Raw genomic sequence first — 16,003 nt, forward strand, 5'->3', positions numbered from 1 at the left:
CTCAAGGGAGCGGCACTGGCGGCCCGGCAAAGCCGGTTCCGCGGTGCCCTGGGATCAACTCCCCTTCAAGCAGACATAGCCCCTCCGGAGCGCTTGCCCTGACCCAGGATGCGGTGGAACCGGCTTTGCCGGGCCACTCGCATCGCCCCCTGGAGGGGGTCGCGCGCAGTGCGGCGGGGGTGTTCAATAAATCTCTGGCACGTAGATCTCTCCCGGCACCTGGTGGCGGCGGTAGTCTTCGTGGCGCATGCGTTCGGGCAGTTCGATACCGGGGCGCTCGATCTCGTGGTACGGCATCTGTGACAGCAGGTGGTGGATGCAGTTCAGACGTGCCTTCTTCTTGTCGTCGGCGGGCACCACCCACCACGGCGATTCGGGGATGTGGGTGCGCTCCAGCATCACTTCCTTGGCCTTGGTGTAGAGCTCCCAGCGGCGGCGGCTCTCCAGGTCCATGGGGCTGAGCTTCCATTGTTTGAGCGGGTCGTGGATGCGGCCGAGGAAGCGCAGCTCCTGTTCGGCATCGGACACCGAAAACCAGTACTTGATCAGCTGGACGCCGGAGCGCGCGATCATCTTCTCGAACTCGGGCACATCGCGGAAGAAGGCTTCGTACTGCTCATCGGTGCAAAAGCCCATCACCTTTTCCACACCAGCGCGGTTGTACCAGCTGCGGTCAAACAGCACGATTTCGCCGGCCGCCGGCAGGTGCGGCACGTAACGCTGGAAGTACCACTGCGTGCGCTCGCGGTCGCTGGGCGCGGGCAACGCGACCACGCGGCACACGCGCGGGTTCAGGCGCTGCGTGATGCGCTTGATCACGCCGCCCTTGCCGGCCGCGTCGCGCCCTTCGAACACGATCACCACCTTGTGCCCGGTGGCCTGCACCCAATCCTGCAGCTTCACCAGCTCGGCCTGCAACCGGAACAGCTCGCGGAAATACGTGCGCCGGCTCTCCTTCTGCTGCAGCAGCGCCTCGGGGTCCAGCTCACCGCCGAGCGCGTCCACGTGGCGGTCCTCAATTTCCATCTCCAGCTCTTCGTCGTAGCCGTCCATGAGGTCGTTGTGAATGCGGGTCAGCAGCTCGTCGTGGCTGTCAAACATGGGCGGCTCCTTGCGCGGGTCAATGGTGCCGGCAGGCTACCGCTCTTGTGTGACAGATTCGTGAATATTCAGCGCCAAACCAGTGACGGTTTCAACGACGCGGGCCGTTGTTGACATTGGCGTCAGCGTGATCCTGCAGCGTTCTCAGCACAACAGCTGTTTGCGCGCCCGGTGCAGGCGCACAAACAGGCTGTCCTGGCTGATCGCCAGGCGCTCGCACACCAGCTCGGTGTCTTCGTCGTGCAGCACGCGCCAGCGCATCACATCACGCAGTCCGTGGGGCAGGTTTTCGATGCGCACCAGGGTCTGGGCCAGGCGCTCGCGGTGCTCGGCCAGTTCGTCCGGGCGGGCGGCGCCGCATTCCAGGGGCAGGGCCTCGTCATCGTCGGCATCCATCTCGTGGTAACGGGCGCGGTCCCGGATCAGATCGACCAGCTTGTTCTTCAGGATGCCGGTGAGCCAGCTGCGCAGCGCGCTGCGGCCGGAAAACGCGGCGCCCCCGGACATCACCGCCTCGAACACGTCGTGCACCAGGTCTTCGGCCAGCATCGGGTCGTGGAGCTTGCGCTGGGCAAAGCGGATCAGATAGCTCCGGTGGCTCACCATCTCGGTCCAGCAGACGGCGCCCGCATGAGGCGTTGACAAGGCAGACAGGTGGGTGGTGTTCATGGCGGGCTCCAGTGCGGGTTTGGTGACTCCACTGTGGCCAGCCCAGATCACAACCCGCTATCGAAAGATCACATTTCGATAACAATCGGGTAAGAAATCGCTCACGCAGCGGACCTATTCCCATGAATGCCACCAAGCAGATCCTGATTGCCGAGGACCAGACCGATATCCGGGACCTGTTGGCCCTGAACCTGCGCGGCGCCGGCTATGGCGTGAGCGAAACCCGCGATGGACCGTCGGCGCTGGCGCTGCAGACCGAAGTCGGGCACGACCTGCTGGTGCTCGACCTGATGATGCCGGGGCTGGACGGGCTGGAGGTGTGCAAGACCTTGCGCTCGCGCGGCGACCACACCCCCATCCTGATGCTCACCGCCAAGTCGACCGAACTCGACCGCGTGCTGGGCCTGGAACTCGGCGCCGACGACTACCTCACAAAACCCTTTTCCATCGCCGAGCTGCTGGCGCGCGTCAAGGCGCTGCTGCGCCGCTCGGAGCTGCTGCGCGCGGCGCAGGCGGCCCAGAGCCAAGCCGCAGATGCCGGCGCCCTGCTGGTCAACGGCGAGCTGGAAATTCACCCTGTCAAGCGCGTGGCCCGGGTGCGCGGCGTGACGCTCGATTTCACGGCGCTGGAGTTCGACCTCCTGCTGCATTTCGCCCAGCACCCTGGCCACGTGTTTTCACGCGGGCAGTTGCTCAACGCCGTCTGGGGCTACACGCACGACGGCTACGAACACACGGTGACCACCCACATCAACCGCCTGCGCGCGAAGCTGGAGGCCGACCCACTGCGCCCGGACTTCATCCTCACGGTGCGGGGCGCCGGCTACAAGATGCGCGAACGCCCAGGGCACTGAGCCATGAAGGTTCGGATCAAGATCGCGCTCACGATCTTCCTCACCGGTCTGTTCACCGCACTGGGCGTGGTCATCGCCATCGTGCTGGCCTATGAGCGCTTTGAACACGAGTCGGCCTACTACCGCGCCGACGCATTCTTGAAGCGCGTGGTCCTGCAGCACAACGACCTGCTCGGCATGCGGGCGCGTTTCGGAGAAGGCTTCGACGACTTCCTCGCCAACCTGGTGCTCTACGAACCCGATACCCAGCTCTACCTGCTGGACACGCAGGGCACCGTGCTCAGCTCCACCGGCCAGGCCCAGCTCGCGCCGGGTTTCAAGGTGCGCATCGGGCCGGTCCTGGAGGCCGCTGGCGACACACCCATGCCCTATGTGCTGGGTGACGACCCCGAGCACATGGACAAGCGCGTGATCATCGCGGCGCGCCCCTTGCGGCACGCCGCCATACAGCCCAACCGGCCCGTCGACGGCTACCTGTACCTGGTCTCGCGTCCCCGCACGTTCGGCGAAGGGCGCATGGCGGCGCTGCGCAGCACGCTGTCCCAGCCCGTCTTGCTGATGGTGCTGGCGGTGGTGGCCTTCGCCACCCTGCTCGCCACCTGGGCCACCGCCACCATCACGCGCCCGCTGTCGCGACTCACCCAATCGGTCGGCCGGGTCACACAGGAAGGTCTCGACGACATGGCCTCGACCGACCCGGACGGACCGGGTCCATCGCTCGATCTGCCCGATGCCAGGGGCCGCGATGAATTCGGCCAGCTCGCGCGCGGCATCGATGCGATGCTACAGACCTTGCGGCGGCAGTGGAGCACCCTGCGGCGCCTGGACCACTTTCGCCGCGAGGGCGTGAGCAACCTCTCGCACGATCTGCGCTCGCCGCTGACCGCCACCACCGCCTGCCTCGAAACCCTCGATGCCCGCTGGACCGGCGACGCCACCCGCGAAGAAGACCGCCGGCTGGTGGCGGTGGCCCTGCGCAACACACACAACGCTGCCCGCCTCGTTCAAAGCCTGGGTGACCTGGCCCGTCTGGACGAACCGGCGTTCAAACTCAACGCCGAGGTGCTGGACCTGGGCGAGCTGCTGGACGACGTGGTCATGCGCTTTGCCGAGCGGGCACGCCTCCAGGGTATTCACCTGCAGATGGCCGAACGCCCCGACGCCGCGCAAAGCCCCGCGCTGGCCGCGGTGGACATCGAACTGTTCGAGCGCGCGCTGGCCAACCTCGTGGACAACGCGCTCAAGTTCTCGGGCAGCGGCAGCGTGATCCAGCTGAGCGCCGACCGCCACACCGGCGAGCACGGCGAGGTGGTCACAGTCCAGGTGAGCGACAACGGGTCGGGCATTCCGCCCCAGGACATGCCCCGCCTGTTCGACCGCTTCTACCAAAGCCGCTCCAGCGTGGCGCCCGCCACCGGCGAAGGCGGCAAAGGCCTGGGCCTGGCGATCGTGAAACGCATCGTCGATCTGCACGGCGGCTGGCTGCAGGTGTCCAGCGAGCCGGGCCACGGCACCGTCGTCACGCTGGAACTCCCGGCCGCCTGAAGCCGGTCGCGCAAGTGGGTGATAATTGACGTTTACGTCAACGTCAACTCACCACCCGAGGAGCACACCCATGGACATTCAAGGCAAGGTATTCATCGTCACCGGCGGCGCATCCGGTCTGGGCGAAGGCACGGCGCGCATGCTGGCGGCCAACGGCGGCACGGTCGTCATCGCCGACATGCAGGTTGAAAAAGGCGAAGCGGTCGCCAAGGACATCGGCGGCGCGTTTGTCAAATGCGACGTGAGCAGCGAAGCCGACGGCCAGGCCGTGGTCGCCAAGGCCCTGTCCCTGGGCAAGCTCATGGGCCTGGTCAACTGCGCCGGCATCGCGCCGGCCGAAAAGACCGTGGGCAAAAACGGCGCGCACTCGCTGGCCGTGTACACCAAGACCATCATGGTCAATCTGGTGGGCAGCTTCAACATGATCCGCCTGGCCTCGGAAGCCATGTGCAGGAACGAACCCGAGGCCACGGGCGAACGCGGCGTGATGATCAGCACCGCCAGCGTGGCGGCGTACGACGGACAGATTGGCCAGGCCGCCTACGCGGCCAGCAAGGGCGGCGTGGTCGGCATGACGCTGCCCATCGCGCGCGACCTGGCGCGCAACGGCATCCGCAACATGACGATCGCCCCCGGCATCTTCGGCACGCCCATGCTGTTCGGCATGCCGCAGGAAGTGCAGGACGCACTGGCCGCCAGCGTGCCCTTCCCCAGCCGCCTGGGCACGCCGCAGGACTACGCCAAGCTGGCGAAACACATCATCGAAAACGACATGCTCAACGGCGAGGTGATCCGCCTCGACGGCGCGATCCGCCTGGCGCCGCGCTGAGACTGAACACCCCCGCCGCGCTTCGCGCGCCCCCCTCAAGGGGGCGATGCGAGTGGCCCAGCAAAACCGGTTCCGCCGCATCCTGGGTTGGGCATGCCGCGCCGGGGGCCCTTCCCTGACCGTGCCGGGCTTCCGGCCGGCTCAGCGGTAGGCGACGCGTGCCTGTTTGAGATCGATCAGCCCTTGCACCACCTTTTCAAGGGCGTCGTGGCGCAGGCTGCGCATGCCCTCGTCCACCGCCGCGTCAAACAGCTCGGACGGCCGGGCGCGGTTCTGGATCAGCAACTTGATGGCGCGGCTGTTCTGCAGGATTTCGTAGATGCCCAGGCGGCCCTTGTAACCCTTGCCGCTGCAGTGCTCGCAGCCCACCGCCTGGCGCGTGCGGATGTCGGCCGCCGACGCCACGCCCGCCGCCGTGAGCAAGCGCTTCTCGGCCTGCTGGCGGCTCAGGCTGCTGCCCTCCATGTATTCCTGCAGCAGCGCCTCCCACTCCTCGGCGGTGAGCGCCCGTTCCTGCGCACAATGGGTGCACAGCGCACGCACCAGGCGCTGGGCCACGATGCCGAGCAGCGAGTCGGCGAAGTTCATCGGGTCCATGCCCAGGTCGAGCAGGCGCACCACGCTCTCGCTGGCGTTGTTGGTGTGCAGGGTCGAGAGCACCAGGTGACCGGTGAGCGAGGCCTCGATGGCGATCTTGGCGGTCTCGGCGTCGCGGATCTCACCGATCATGATGATGTCGGGATCGGCGCGCAGGAAACCGCGCATGGCGCTGGCGAACGTCAGGCCGATCTTGCTGTTCATCTGCACCTGGCGCAGGCCGGGCTGGGTGATCTCGATCGGATCTTCTGCCGTCCAGATCTTGCGCTCGGTGGTGTTCACCTCGGCCAGCATGGAGTGCAGCGTGGTGGTCTTGCCCGAACCGGTGGGACCGGCGGCCAGCACCATGCCGAAGGTGCGTTCTGAAAAATTGGCGATCAGCTCCAGGTCGCGTGGCTGCAGCCCGAGCTTCGACAAGGGCAGCGGCTTGGCCGATTCCAGCAGCCGCAGCACCACGTCTTCCAGCCCGTCGTGCGTGGGCATCACCGCCACGCGCAGCTCCAGCGCCTTGCCACCGAACTCGGAAAAATCGATCTTGCCGTCCTGCGGCCGGCGGCGCTCGCCGATGTCGAGCCGGGCCATGATCTTGATCCGGGAGACCAGGGGTGCGCGCAGTTTGGCGGGCAGCCACAGGTAGGGCTCCAGGTCGCCATCCCGCCGGAAACGGATCGCGGTGAGCGCGTCGCCTGGATTGGCCTCGATGTGAATGTCCGACACGCCGGTGCTCTGGGCCTCGGCGATCATCTGGTTGACCAGCCGCACCATGCCGGCCGACTCCGCCGCCGAAGCCAGTTGCTCGGCCTCGCCGGCCGTGCCCACTTCGACCATGGCCTGCATCACGAGATCTTCAAGCCCCGCCTCTTCGTTGTGCTGCACCAGCGCCTGGGGTGGCAGCATGCGGCGCCGCACCTCGTCGACGATGGCGCTGGGGCTGTGGGCATGGCCGGCGTGTTCGATGCGGTCCTGCAACTCCAGCCGCCGCTCGATCGCGTCGCGGCTGGCCCAAACGAGGCGCACGGTGTGGCCGGTCTGCGTGCACAGCTGGTGCTGCAGTTCTTCGTTGGTCGGGGCGCAGGAAGCGACAAAAAACTGCTCGTTGGCCATGCCCAGCGGCACCACATGGTGGGCATGCGCTGTGCGCAAGGGCAGGATGTCAAACGCATTGCGCTCGACATCAAAACCCAGCACCTCGATCTCCACCACACCCGCCACGCGGGCCAGCGCACGCTGCAACTCGTCGTCTGTCATCAGCAGACGCACCACCAGTTCGGACGACCGGGAACGCAACAGATCGGGGCTCTCTTCGGCCAGGGCCGCCAGCGTGGGCTCGTCCAGCATGCGCAGTTGCAGCAAGGCGTCGCGCAAGGTGACGATGGGCTGGTGATGCTGCGCTTCCAGCGCAGCCATCAGCAGAGGCAGGCTGTGCACCACCTGACGCGTGGGCCCACCAAAGGGACCGAGTGCGTTGGCGGAGAGGGGCGGCGTGGTCATCGTCATCAGGGCTTCCTGGGCTGGCTATTGGGCTGGCTATTGGGCTGGATTGCACTTCAGGATTCAAAATAGCGCAATCACCCTCCATGCTGCTTGATTTTTGGCAAGCGGCGAATTGGCTGTCCTCCCTAACCAACCGCAAGCATGACAGAACGCACAAAAATCCTTGGTCGAACTGCCACGCACCCCTGGCCGGTGGTGCTCACCCTGGCGCTGTTGCTGACGGCCTGCACCACACCCACCGCCGTCGACACCGCGGCGGTGCCTGCGCCCATCAGCCCGGTGGCGCAACCCGAAGCGGCAACGGGTGCAACCCCGAAGCCGGGCTGGACACTGCACCAGCACGCCGTGGCGGCCGCCAACCCCCTGGCCACCGAAGCCGGCGTGCACGTCCTGCGCGCGGGCGGCAGTGCCGTGGACGCAGCCATCGCCGTGCAGATGGTGCTCACCTTGGTGGAGCCGCAGTCCAGTGGTATCGGCGGTGGCGCCTTCCTGTTGCACCACGATGGTCGACGTGTCCAGGCCTTTGACGGGCGCGAGACGGCTCCGGACGCGGCGACGGAAAAGCTGTTCCTCGCGGACGACGGCCAACCCCTGCCCTTTCTGCAGGCCGTGGTGGGTGGCCGTTCGGTGGGCGCGCCCGGCACGGTGGCCATGCTGGCGCTGGCCCACCGGCAACACGGCCGGCTGCCCTGGGCGCGCCTGTTCGACCCTGCGATCCGCCTGGCCGATCAGGGCTTCCCGGTCAGCCCTCGGCTGCACACGCTGCTTCAGGCTGAAAGCGCGCTGAAGCAGGACCCGGTGGCTGCGGCCTACTTCTACCAGCGAGACGGCCAGCCCCACCCGGTGGGCCATGTGCTGCGCAACCCCGAACTCGCGCAGGTTCTGCGCCGGATCGCCACCAACGGCCCGCTGGCCCTGCACGAAGGACCGGTGGCTCGCGCGCTGGTCGCGAAAGTGCAGCAACATCCGGGCAACCCCGGTCTGCTCAGCCTGGACGACCTCAAAACCTACCAACCCAAGGAGCGCGAGGCCCTGTGTTTCGACCACACAGCGGCACAACGCGCGTTGCGCATCTGCGGCTTCCCGCCGCCGAGTTCGGGGGCCATCGCCATCGGGCAGATCCTTGGCCTGCTTGCGCGCACGCCGCAGGCCGACGTGGCGTTGTCGGGCGGCCTGCCGGGCCCCGACTGGCTGCACACCTACGCCGAGGCGTCCCGCCTGGCGTTCGCCGACCGCGCGCTCTACCTGGCCGACCCCGATTTCGTGGCGCCACCGGCCGGGCGCCGGGGCAGCCTGCTCGACACCCGCTACCTGGACGAGCGCGCCCGCCTGATTGGCCCGGTGCGCCTGCCGCAGGCACCCGCCGGCCAGCCCGGCGGCAGCGCCGTGGCCTGGGCGCCCATGCCCGAACAACCCGAGTACGGCACCAGCCACATCAGCATCGTCGACCGGTTTGGCAACTCACTGGCCATGACGTCCACCATCGAGGCCGGCTTCGGCGCCCGGCTGATGGTGAGCACCGACCCCTCGCGCCCTGGGGGCTTTCTGCTCAACAACGAGCTGACCGATTTCAGCTTCACACCCACCGACGCTCAGGGCCGGCCGGTGGCCAACCGCGTCGAACCCGGCAAGCGCCCGCGTTCGTCCATGTCGCCCACGCTGGTGTTCGACCGCGACACGGGTCAGCTGCTGATGAGTGCCGGCAGCCCGGGCGGCGCGCTCATCATCCACTTCACCGCCAAGACTTTGCTGGGCGCGCTGCACTGGGGCCTGAGCCCGCAGGCCGCCATCGACCTGCCCAACTTCGGCACGCTGGGTGGGCCCGTGATGCTCGAAGCCGGTCGCTTCCCTGTCGCCACCGTGCGAGCCCTGCAGCAACGCGGCCACACCGTCAGCGAGACCCCCATGCCCAGTGGGCTGCAGGCGATCCAGCGTGGTGTGAAAGACGACCGGCCGGTGTGGCTGGGCGGTGCCGATCCGCGGCGCGAGGGGATCGTGGCGGGGGATTGAGGTTTTGGTGCTTTTGGCAGGGCGGCTGTTGGTTGGCTGCTGCTCAGATGCTTGGTTTGTCGCTGCACCCTGCCTTCGGCGCTCGGCCGTGCGGGCAGGTGCAGGTGGTCCGGGTGTTCGTTCTCCGTCCCACCTCGCGGGCATCTTCCCCAGGCAAACCACCGTAGCTTCATCAACACCGTGGTAGCACGTACGCTCAGCGGCAACCGCGAATGGGGACTGCGCCCGCCCACCCAACCCACCTGCCCCCGAAGTGATGTGAGAGCGAACCGCAGGCAAACCCACACGACATTTGGGACGGTGGTGGCATCCTCGGGCGCAGGCACCATTCGCCGTTGCCACAGAGGCGCCTCGCACAAACGGTGTTGACGCGGCAACGGTTGCGCGCCCATCCGGTTGACGGCGAGCGTGGGCCGGAGAACGGGGGTGACGCCGTCGACCTGCGCGAGGTCCAGGCGCGAGGTGCCGGAAGGAAACAGGTCAGACGTCAATCGCCGCCGCCGACCCAGCCCGCTTGCGCAACTCGAACTTCTGGATCTTCCCGGTGCTCGTCTTGGGCAGTTCACCGAACACCACAAAACGCGGCACCTTGAACCCGGCCAGGTGCTTCTTGCAGTGCGCCACGATGTCTTCGGGCGTCGTGTGCACGCCAAACTTCAGCTCCACAAACGCACAGGGCGTCTCGCCCCACTTCGGATCGGGCCGCGCCACCACGGCCGCTGCCAGCACGTCAGGGTGGCGGTACAAGACGTCTTCCACCTCGATCGACGAGATGTTTTCACCGCCCGAAATGATGATGTCCTTGCTGCGGTCCTTGATCTTGAAATAGCCGTCGGGATACTGCACCGCCAGATCACCGCTGTGGAACCAGCCCCCAGCAAAGGCCTCCTGTGTCGTCGTCGGGTTCTTCAGATATCCCTTCATGGTGATGTTGCCCTTGAACATGATCTCGCCCATGGTCTCGCCGTCCTGCGGCACGGGCATCATCGTCTCCGGGTTCAACACGCGCACGTCGCGCTGCAGGTGATAGCGCACACCCTGGCGCGCGTTGAGGCGGGCACGTTCGCCGATGTCCAGATCGTCCCAGGCTTCGTGTTTGGCACAGACCGTGGCCGGGCCGTAGACCTCGGTCAGCCCGTACACATGGGTGAGGTCAAAACCCATCTGCTCCATGCCTTCGATCATCGAAGCCGGCGGCGCGGCACCCGCCACCATGGCCTTGATGCCGGCGGGCACGCCAGCTTTCATGGCCGCTGGCGCGTTGACCAGCAGTCCGTGCACGATGGGTGCGCCGCAATAGTGCGTCACGCCGTGGTCGCGCATGGCGTCGAAGATCGCCTGCGGGTCCACCCGGCGCAGGCAGACATTGACACCCGCGCGCGCCGCCACCGTCCAGGGGAAACACCAGCCGTTGCAGTGGAACATGGGCAGCGTCCAGAGGTAGACCGCGTGCTTGGGCATGTCCCACTCCAGCACGTTGCTGATCGCGTTCATGGCCGCACCCCGGTGGTGGTAGACCACCCCCTTGGGGTTGCCGGTGGTGCCGCTGGTGTAGTTGAGCGCGATGGCGTCCCATTCGTCGGCGGGCAGGCTCCAGGCAAAAGCCGGGTCGCCTCCATCCAGGAACGATTCATAGGTGGTGCTGCCCACGGACTGCGTCTCACCGGTGAAAAGGGCGTCCTCCACGTCGATCACCAGCAGGGGCGATTTGTGCTGTCGCAGCGCCAGCGCCTTGCTCAGGGTGCCGACGAACTCCGTATCCACGATGACCACCTTGGCTTCGCCGTGGTCCAGCATGAAAGCAATCGCCTCCGGGTCGAGACGTGTGTTGAGCGCATTGAGTACCGCGCCCGCCATCGGCACGCCAAAGTGCGCTTCGACCATCGGCGGCGTGTTGGGCAGCATCACGGCCACCGTGTCGTTCTTGGCTATACCGGCGCGCTGCAAGGCGCTGGCCAGCTGACGGGCACGGTCGTAGGTCTGGCTCCAGGTCTGGCGCAGCGCGCCGTGCACGATGGCCAGCCGGTCCGGGTAGACCTCGGCCGTGCGTTCGATGAACGACAACGGCGAAATGGGCGCGAAATTGGCCTCGGTGCGGGGCAGATCCTGGTCGTAGATGCTGGTCATGGGGTGTCTCCTGTCGTTCTTTTCGGGTGGGGGAGAATACTCAGGTGGCCATCCCCCAGACCTTCATCCAGGAACTGCTCAACCGCGTCGACGTGGTCGACGTGGTGGGCCGCTATGTCCAACTGAAGAAGGGCGGCGCCAACCTGATGGGACTGTGCCCGTTCCACGGTGAAAAGTCACCCTCATTCAGCGTCAGCCCAACCAAACAGTTCTACCACTGCTTCGGCTGCGGCGCCAACGGCAACGCCATCGGCTTCCTGATGGAACACGCCGGCATGAGCTTCATTGAAGCCGTGAAAGACCTGGCCCAGCAGGCCGGCCTGCAGGTGCCCGAAGACGACGCTTCGCCACAGGACCGCGAACGCGCGGCGCAGCAACGCCAGAAGCAGTTGACGCTCAACGACGTGCTGGAGAAGGCCGCGCACGCCTACATGAAGCAGCTCAAGGCCTCGCCGCGCGCCGTGGACTACCTCAAGGGCCGCGGCCTCTCGGGCGAGATCGCCAAGACCTTTGGGCTGGGCTACGCGCCCGAAGGCTGGCGCAGCCTGGCCAGCGTGTTCCCGGACTATGCGGATGCGCTGCTGGTCGAGTCCGGCATGGTGATCGAACACGCCGACGAAAAAGGCCAGGACGGCGAAGCGAAACGCTACGACCGTTTCCGCGACCGCATCATGTTCCCGATCCGCAACGTCAAGGGCGAGTACATCGGCTTCGGCGGGCGCGTACTCGACAAAGGCGAACCCAAATACCTGAACTCACCCGAGACGCCGGTGTTCAGCAAGGGCCGCGAACTCTACGGCCTGTTCGAAGCGCGCACCGCCATCCGCGTGGCGGGCTATGCGCTCGTCACCGAGGGCTACATGGACGTGGTGGCCCTGGCCCAGCTGGGTTTTGCCAACGCCGTCGCCACGCTGGGCACCGCCTGCACGCCCGACCACGTGCAGAAACTCTTCCGCTTCACCGACAACGTGGTGTTCAGCTTTGACGGCGACGGCGCCGGCCGGCGCGCCGCGCGCAAGGCGCTCGACGCCGCCCTGCCCCTGGCCACCGACACGCGAAGCGTGAAGTTCCTCTTCTTGCCGGCCGAGCACGACCCAGACAGCTACATCCGCGCCAACGGCGAAGAGGCCTTTGCGCAATGCGTGAAGGATGCGGTGCCGCTCTCGCGTTTCCTGATCGACGCCGCCAGTGCCGACTGCGACCTGACCAGCGCCGAAGGCCGCGCCCGCATGGCCAGCCAGGCCCGCCCGCTGTGGAGCGCCCTGCCCGACGGCGCACTCAAGCGCCAGTTGATCACCGAGCTGGCCAACGGCATCGGCATCGGCAGTGCCGACCTGCTGCAGCTCTGGCAACAGGCCGGTGGCGGCGCGCGCCCCCAGCGCCCAACGAACCACGAGTCCCCGGCGTCCCCGGCGCACGCCTATGACGGTGGCAGCCACACCCAGGACCTCGGGGATCAACCGGGAGGCGGCTACACCCAGTCATTCAGCCCTTCAGGCGGTGGATCGTATGGCGGCGGCGCAAGCAGTGGCTACGGCAAAGGCACCTACGGCAACAAGGGTTTTGGCAAGTGGCGCAAAGGCCCACCCCCACCGCCGCGCATGCTCGGCCAGCGCCGCGCAGGCGGCAGCCGGGCCGACCGGGCCGTGGGCCTGCTGCTGGCCAATGCCCAGGCCTGGGACACGCTGTCCGCGGACGACCACGCCATGCTCGCGCACCTGCCGGCGCCCCATGGGCCGGTGTTCGCCTGGCTCGAGGCGCAGCTGCACGAACACGGCCCGCAGCCCTGGGCGGCGTTGCGCGAGGCCCTGCGGGGCGGTGAACACGAAGCTTTTGCCTGCGGCCAGGTGGAACAGGCCACCATGGGCGCCGACTCGGCGCTGGAGCTGGCCGAGCTGGCCGACGTGATGGACCGACTGCGCGGCGACGCCCTGGAGGCCCTGGCCGGCCTGCTGGCAGCCCGGGTGCAGCAGGGCGACGCCACGGCGTACGAAGACTACAAGCGGGTCAATGAACGCATCAAGGCCTTGAAAAGCGCTCCGCCGGTATAATGTAAGGTTACGCACCGCAAGCGCGACAGCAGCACCTCCGGCACAGGCCTGCCCCCAGACAGGGGCAACTCGGGAATCCCCCTGGCCACCTCAGCGCCCCTTGGGCCTGATGGAACCCCGCAAGGACTGCACACCAAATGATCGCCCACACAGCTTGCAGGCCCGCCCTTTCCGGCGAAAGGTGGGCGTAGTGCCAGACAAAAACCACCGGAGTGGCCGCCTGCGGCGACCTTTTTGGCGATTTTTGTGAGTTCTGCCGGTCCTGTTCCTGCCATTTTTTGAGGTCCTCATGCCTGCGAAGAAGTCCAGTACGCCTGTCCAGTCCCGCACAAAAACAGCCACCAAGGCCCCAGCTGGCACAGCCGCTCCCGAAGTGCCCAAGAAAACCTCTGTGACCGCCAAGATGCCTGCAAAACCCGCTGCCAAATCCACCGCCCGCAAGACCGCTGCCGACGAGCTCGACGTTGTCGACGCGAGCGCCGAGTCGAAGAAAAAGGCGGGCCGCCCGGCCAAAGCCGCTTCGGCCGGCAAACCCGCTGCCAAACGCGGCCGCAAACCCAAGGCCGCTGCCAAAGAAGGCGCCGACCTGGATGACGCCGACCTGAGCGACATCGAAGACGACCTGACCGGTGAAGTCGAAGCCGAGGCCGAAGTGGTCGACGCTACCGCCCAGCCGGTCGAGAAGGTCAAGCCGCTGCGCATGAAGATCAGCAAGGCCAAGGAGCGCGCGCTGATGAAGGAATTCGGCCTGGACGAAACCGTCCTGTCCGAAGAAGAGGCCAAGAACCGCCGCGAACGCCTGAAGACCCTGATCAAGCTGGGCAAGACCCGCGGCTACCTGACGCACGGCGAAATCAACGACCACCTGCCCGACAAGCTGGTCGAGGCCGAGACGCTGGAAGTGGTGGTTTCGCTGCTGAACGACATGGGTGTGGCCGTCTACGAACAGACGCCCGACGCCGAAACCCTGCTGCTGAACAACACCGGCCCCACCGCCGCGACCGAAGAAGAAGCCGAAGAAGAAGCCGAAGCGGCGCTCTCCACGGTGGACTCGGAATTCGGCCGCACGACCGACCCGGTTCGCATGTACATGCGCGAAATGGGAACGGTCGAGCTGCTGACGCGTGAGGGCGAGATCGAAATCGCCAAACGCATCGAAGGCGGCCTGAACGACATGATGGCCGCCATCAGCGAGAGCCCGGCCACCATCGCCGACATCCTGGCCATGGCCGAGGACATCCGCGAAGGCAAGGTCGTGATCTCTACCGTGGTGGACGGTTTTGCCGACGCCGACGCGGCCGACGATTACGTGGCCGAAGAAGACTTTGACGACTACGACGAAGCCGACGACGACGACGGCAAGGGCGGCTCCAAGGCCCTCACCCGCAAGCTCGAGGAACTCAAGCGCGAAGCGCTGACCCGCTTCGACACCCTGCGCACGCTGTTCGAGAAGCTGCACAAGACCTACGACAAGGAAGGCTACGGCACGCCGACCTACCTGAAGACGCAGCTCGCCATCACCGAGACGCTGATGTCGATCCGCTTCACCGCCAAGGCGATTGAAAAGCTGTGCAGCACGATGCGCAGCCAGGTCGATGAAGTGCGCAAGAAAGAGCGCGAACTGCGCCGCATCATCGTGGACAAGTGCGGCATGCCGCAGGACAAGTTCATCGCCGACTTCCCGGCCAACCTGCTGAACCTGAAGTGGGTTGAAAAGCAGGCCGCTGCCGGCAAGCCCTGGAGCGTGATCATGCAGCGCAACATCCCGCCGGTGCAGGAACTGCAGACCGGCCTGATGAACATCCAGAGCAGCGTGGTCGTGCCGCTGGCGCACCTGAAGGACATCCACAAGCGGATGAATTCGGGCGAGTCCACGTCGCGCGACGCGAAGAAGGAAATGATCGAGGCCAACCTGCGCCTCGTGATCTCCATCGCGAAGAAGTACACCAACCGCGGCCTGCAGTTCCTGGACCTGATCCAGGAAGGCAACATCGGCCTGATGAAGGCGGTGGACAAGTTCGAATACCGCCGCGGCTACAAGTTCTCGACCTACGCCACCTGGTGGATCCGCCAGGCGATCACGCGCTCGATCGCCGACCAGGCCCGCACGATCCGCATCCCGGTGCACATGATCGAAACGATCAACAAGATGAACCGCATCAGCCGCCAGCATTTGCAGGAGCACGGTTTTGAACCCGATGCGTCCATCCTGGCCGAGAAGATGGAGATGCCGGAAGACAAGATCCGCAAGATCATGAAGATCGCGAAAGAGCCGATCTCGATGGAAACGCCCATCGGCGACGACGACGATTCGCACCTGGGCGATTTCATCGAAGACCAGGCGAACACCGCGCCGATCGAGGCTGCGATGCAGGCCGGTCTGCGCGACGTGGTCAAGGAAATTCTGGACAGCCTGACGCCGCGCGAGGCCAAGGTGTTGCGCATGCGTTTCGGCATCGAGATGTCGACCGACCACACGCTGGAAGAAGTGGGCAAGCAGTTCGACGTGACGCGCGAGCGCATCCGTCAGATCGAGTCGAAGGCGGTGCGCAAGCTCAAGCACCCGAGCCGTTCGGACAAGCTGCGCAGCTTCATCGATTCGATGTAATCGGCGGTCTTTCTGACGTGCCTGTAGAGGGAGCCTTTGGCTCCCTTTTTTGTGCCTGCTTGGTTGGCGGGTTCGACGCAGCCGGGCGCTCTGCGCCGCTCATGTCCCCCGGCGGCGT

The 16,003-nt window shown here is 66.3% G+C and carries 10 protein-coding genes; 6 read left to right on the forward strand and 4 right to left on the reverse strand.

Features of this window, described 5'->3' with window-relative positions:
- Positions 1-183 precede the first annotated feature (183 nt).
- Positions 184-1,101, reverse strand: coding sequence for a polyphosphate kinase 2 (gene ppk2, locus ACN5W5_RS12495; RefSeq protein ID WP_420048833.1), 918 nt, complete (start codon positions 1,099-1,101; stop codon positions 184-186).
- A 144-nt stretch (positions 1,102-1,245) separates the two neighbouring features.
- A complete protein-coding gene (locus ACN5W5_RS12500) occupies positions 1,246-1,770 on the reverse strand; it encodes an RNA polymerase sigma factor (protein ID WP_420048834.1) in 525 nt (174 codons plus the stop codon).
- A 122-nt stretch (positions 1,771-1,892) separates the two neighbouring features.
- Here ACN5W5_RS12500 and ACN5W5_RS12505 point away from each other — a divergent pair, with 122 nt between their 5' ends.
- From ACN5W5_RS12505 to ACN5W5_RS12515, 3 genes are all read left to right on the forward strand, one after another.
- Positions 1,893-2,624, forward strand: a complete 732-nt coding sequence (locus tag ACN5W5_RS12505; protein ID WP_420048835.1) for a response regulator transcription factor — start codon at positions 1,893-1,895, stop codon at positions 2,622-2,624.
- Positions 2,625-2,627: 3 nt separating this feature from the next.
- Positions 2,628-4,169, forward strand: coding sequence for an ATP-binding protein (locus ACN5W5_RS12510; RefSeq protein WP_420048836.1), 1,542 nt, complete (start codon positions 2,628-2,630; stop codon positions 4,167-4,169).
- A 70-nt stretch (positions 4,170-4,239) separates the two neighbouring features.
- On the forward strand, positions 4,240-4,998 hold the full coding sequence (locus tag ACN5W5_RS12515) for a 3-hydroxyacyl-CoA dehydrogenase (RefSeq protein WP_420048837.1): 759 nt from the start codon (positions 4,240-4,242) through the stop codon (positions 4,996-4,998).
- 141 nt (positions 4,999-5,139) lie between these two features.
- Here the strand turns inward: ACN5W5_RS12515 and ACN5W5_RS12520 are convergent, their stop codons facing one another.
- A complete protein-coding gene (locus ACN5W5_RS12520; RefSeq protein WP_420048838.1) occupies positions 5,140-7,092 on the reverse strand; it encodes a GspE/PulE family protein in 1,953 nt (650 codons plus the stop codon).
- A 138-nt stretch (positions 7,093-7,230) separates the two neighbouring features.
- On the opposite strand from ACN5W5_RS12520, the gene ACN5W5_RS12525 reads away from it, so the two are divergent.
- Positions 7,231-9,099 carry a gamma-glutamyltransferase family protein gene (locus ACN5W5_RS12525; RefSeq protein ID WP_420048839.1) on the forward strand — a complete coding sequence of 623 codons (1,869 nt, stop codon included), beginning with the start codon at positions 7,231-7,233 and terminating at the stop codon, positions 9,097-9,099.
- A 480-nt stretch (positions 9,100-9,579) separates the two neighbouring features.
- On the opposite strand, the gene ACN5W5_RS12530 is transcribed toward ACN5W5_RS12525, so the two are convergent.
- Positions 9,580-11,226 carry an acyl-CoA synthetase gene (locus tag ACN5W5_RS12530; protein WP_420048840.1) on the reverse strand — a complete coding sequence of 549 codons (1,647 nt, stop codon included), beginning with the start codon at positions 11,224-11,226 and terminating at the stop codon, positions 9,580-9,582.
- Between the two features lie 44 nt (positions 11,227-11,270).
- On the opposite strand from ACN5W5_RS12530, the gene dnaG reads away from it, so the two are divergent.
- Complete coding sequence (gene dnaG, locus ACN5W5_RS12535; RefSeq protein WP_420048841.1) at positions 11,271-13,277, forward strand: DNA primase; 2,007 nt, start codon at positions 11,271-11,273, stop codon at positions 13,275-13,277.
- Between the two features lie 289 nt (positions 13,278-13,566).
- A complete protein-coding gene (rpoD, locus tag ACN5W5_RS12540; protein ID WP_420048842.1) occupies positions 13,567-15,885 on the forward strand; it encodes an RNA polymerase sigma factor RpoD in 2,319 nt (772 codons plus the stop codon).
- Positions 15,886-16,003: the final 118 nt, after the last annotated feature.

The sequence above is a fragment of the Hydrogenophaga sp. ZJX-1 genome (assembly GCF_048590325.1).
Lineage (GTDB): Bacteria > Pseudomonadota > Gammaproteobacteria > Burkholderiales > Burkholderiaceae_C > Hydrogenophaga.

Bases quoted from the DNA above. Each gene is read 5' to 3' on its own strand.
- ppk2 (WP_420048833.1), bottom strand. From the start codon at position 1,101: ATGTTTGACAGCCACGACGAGCTGCTGACCCGCATTCACAACGACCTC.
- ACN5W5_RS12500 (WP_420048834.1), bottom strand. From the start codon at position 1,770: ATGAACACCACCCACCTGTCTGCCTTGTCAACGCCTCATGCGGGCGCC.
- ACN5W5_RS12505 (WP_420048835.1), top strand. From the start codon at position 1,893: ATGAATGCCACCAAGCAGATCCTGATTGCCGAGGACCAGACCGATATC.
- ACN5W5_RS12510 (WP_420048836.1), top strand. From the start codon at position 2,628: ATGAAGGTTCGGATCAAGATCGCGCTCACGATCTTCCTCACCGGTCTG.
- ACN5W5_RS12515 (WP_420048837.1), top strand. From the start codon at position 4,240: ATGGACATTCAAGGCAAGGTATTCATCGTCACCGGCGGCGCATCCGGT.
- ACN5W5_RS12520 (WP_420048838.1), bottom strand. From the start codon at position 7,092: ATGACGATGACCACGCCGCCCCTCTCCGCCAACGCACTCGGTCCCTTT.
- ACN5W5_RS12525 (WP_420048839.1), top strand. From the start codon at position 7,231: ATGACAGAACGCACAAAAATCCTTGGTCGAACTGCCACGCACCCCTGG.
- ACN5W5_RS12530 (WP_420048840.1), bottom strand. From the start codon at position 11,226: ATGACCAGCATCTACGACCAGGATCTGCCCCGCACCGAGGCCAATTTC.
- rpoD (WP_420048842.1), top strand. From the start codon at position 13,567: ATGCCTGCGAAGAAGTCCAGTACGCCTGTCCAGTCCCGCACAAAAACA.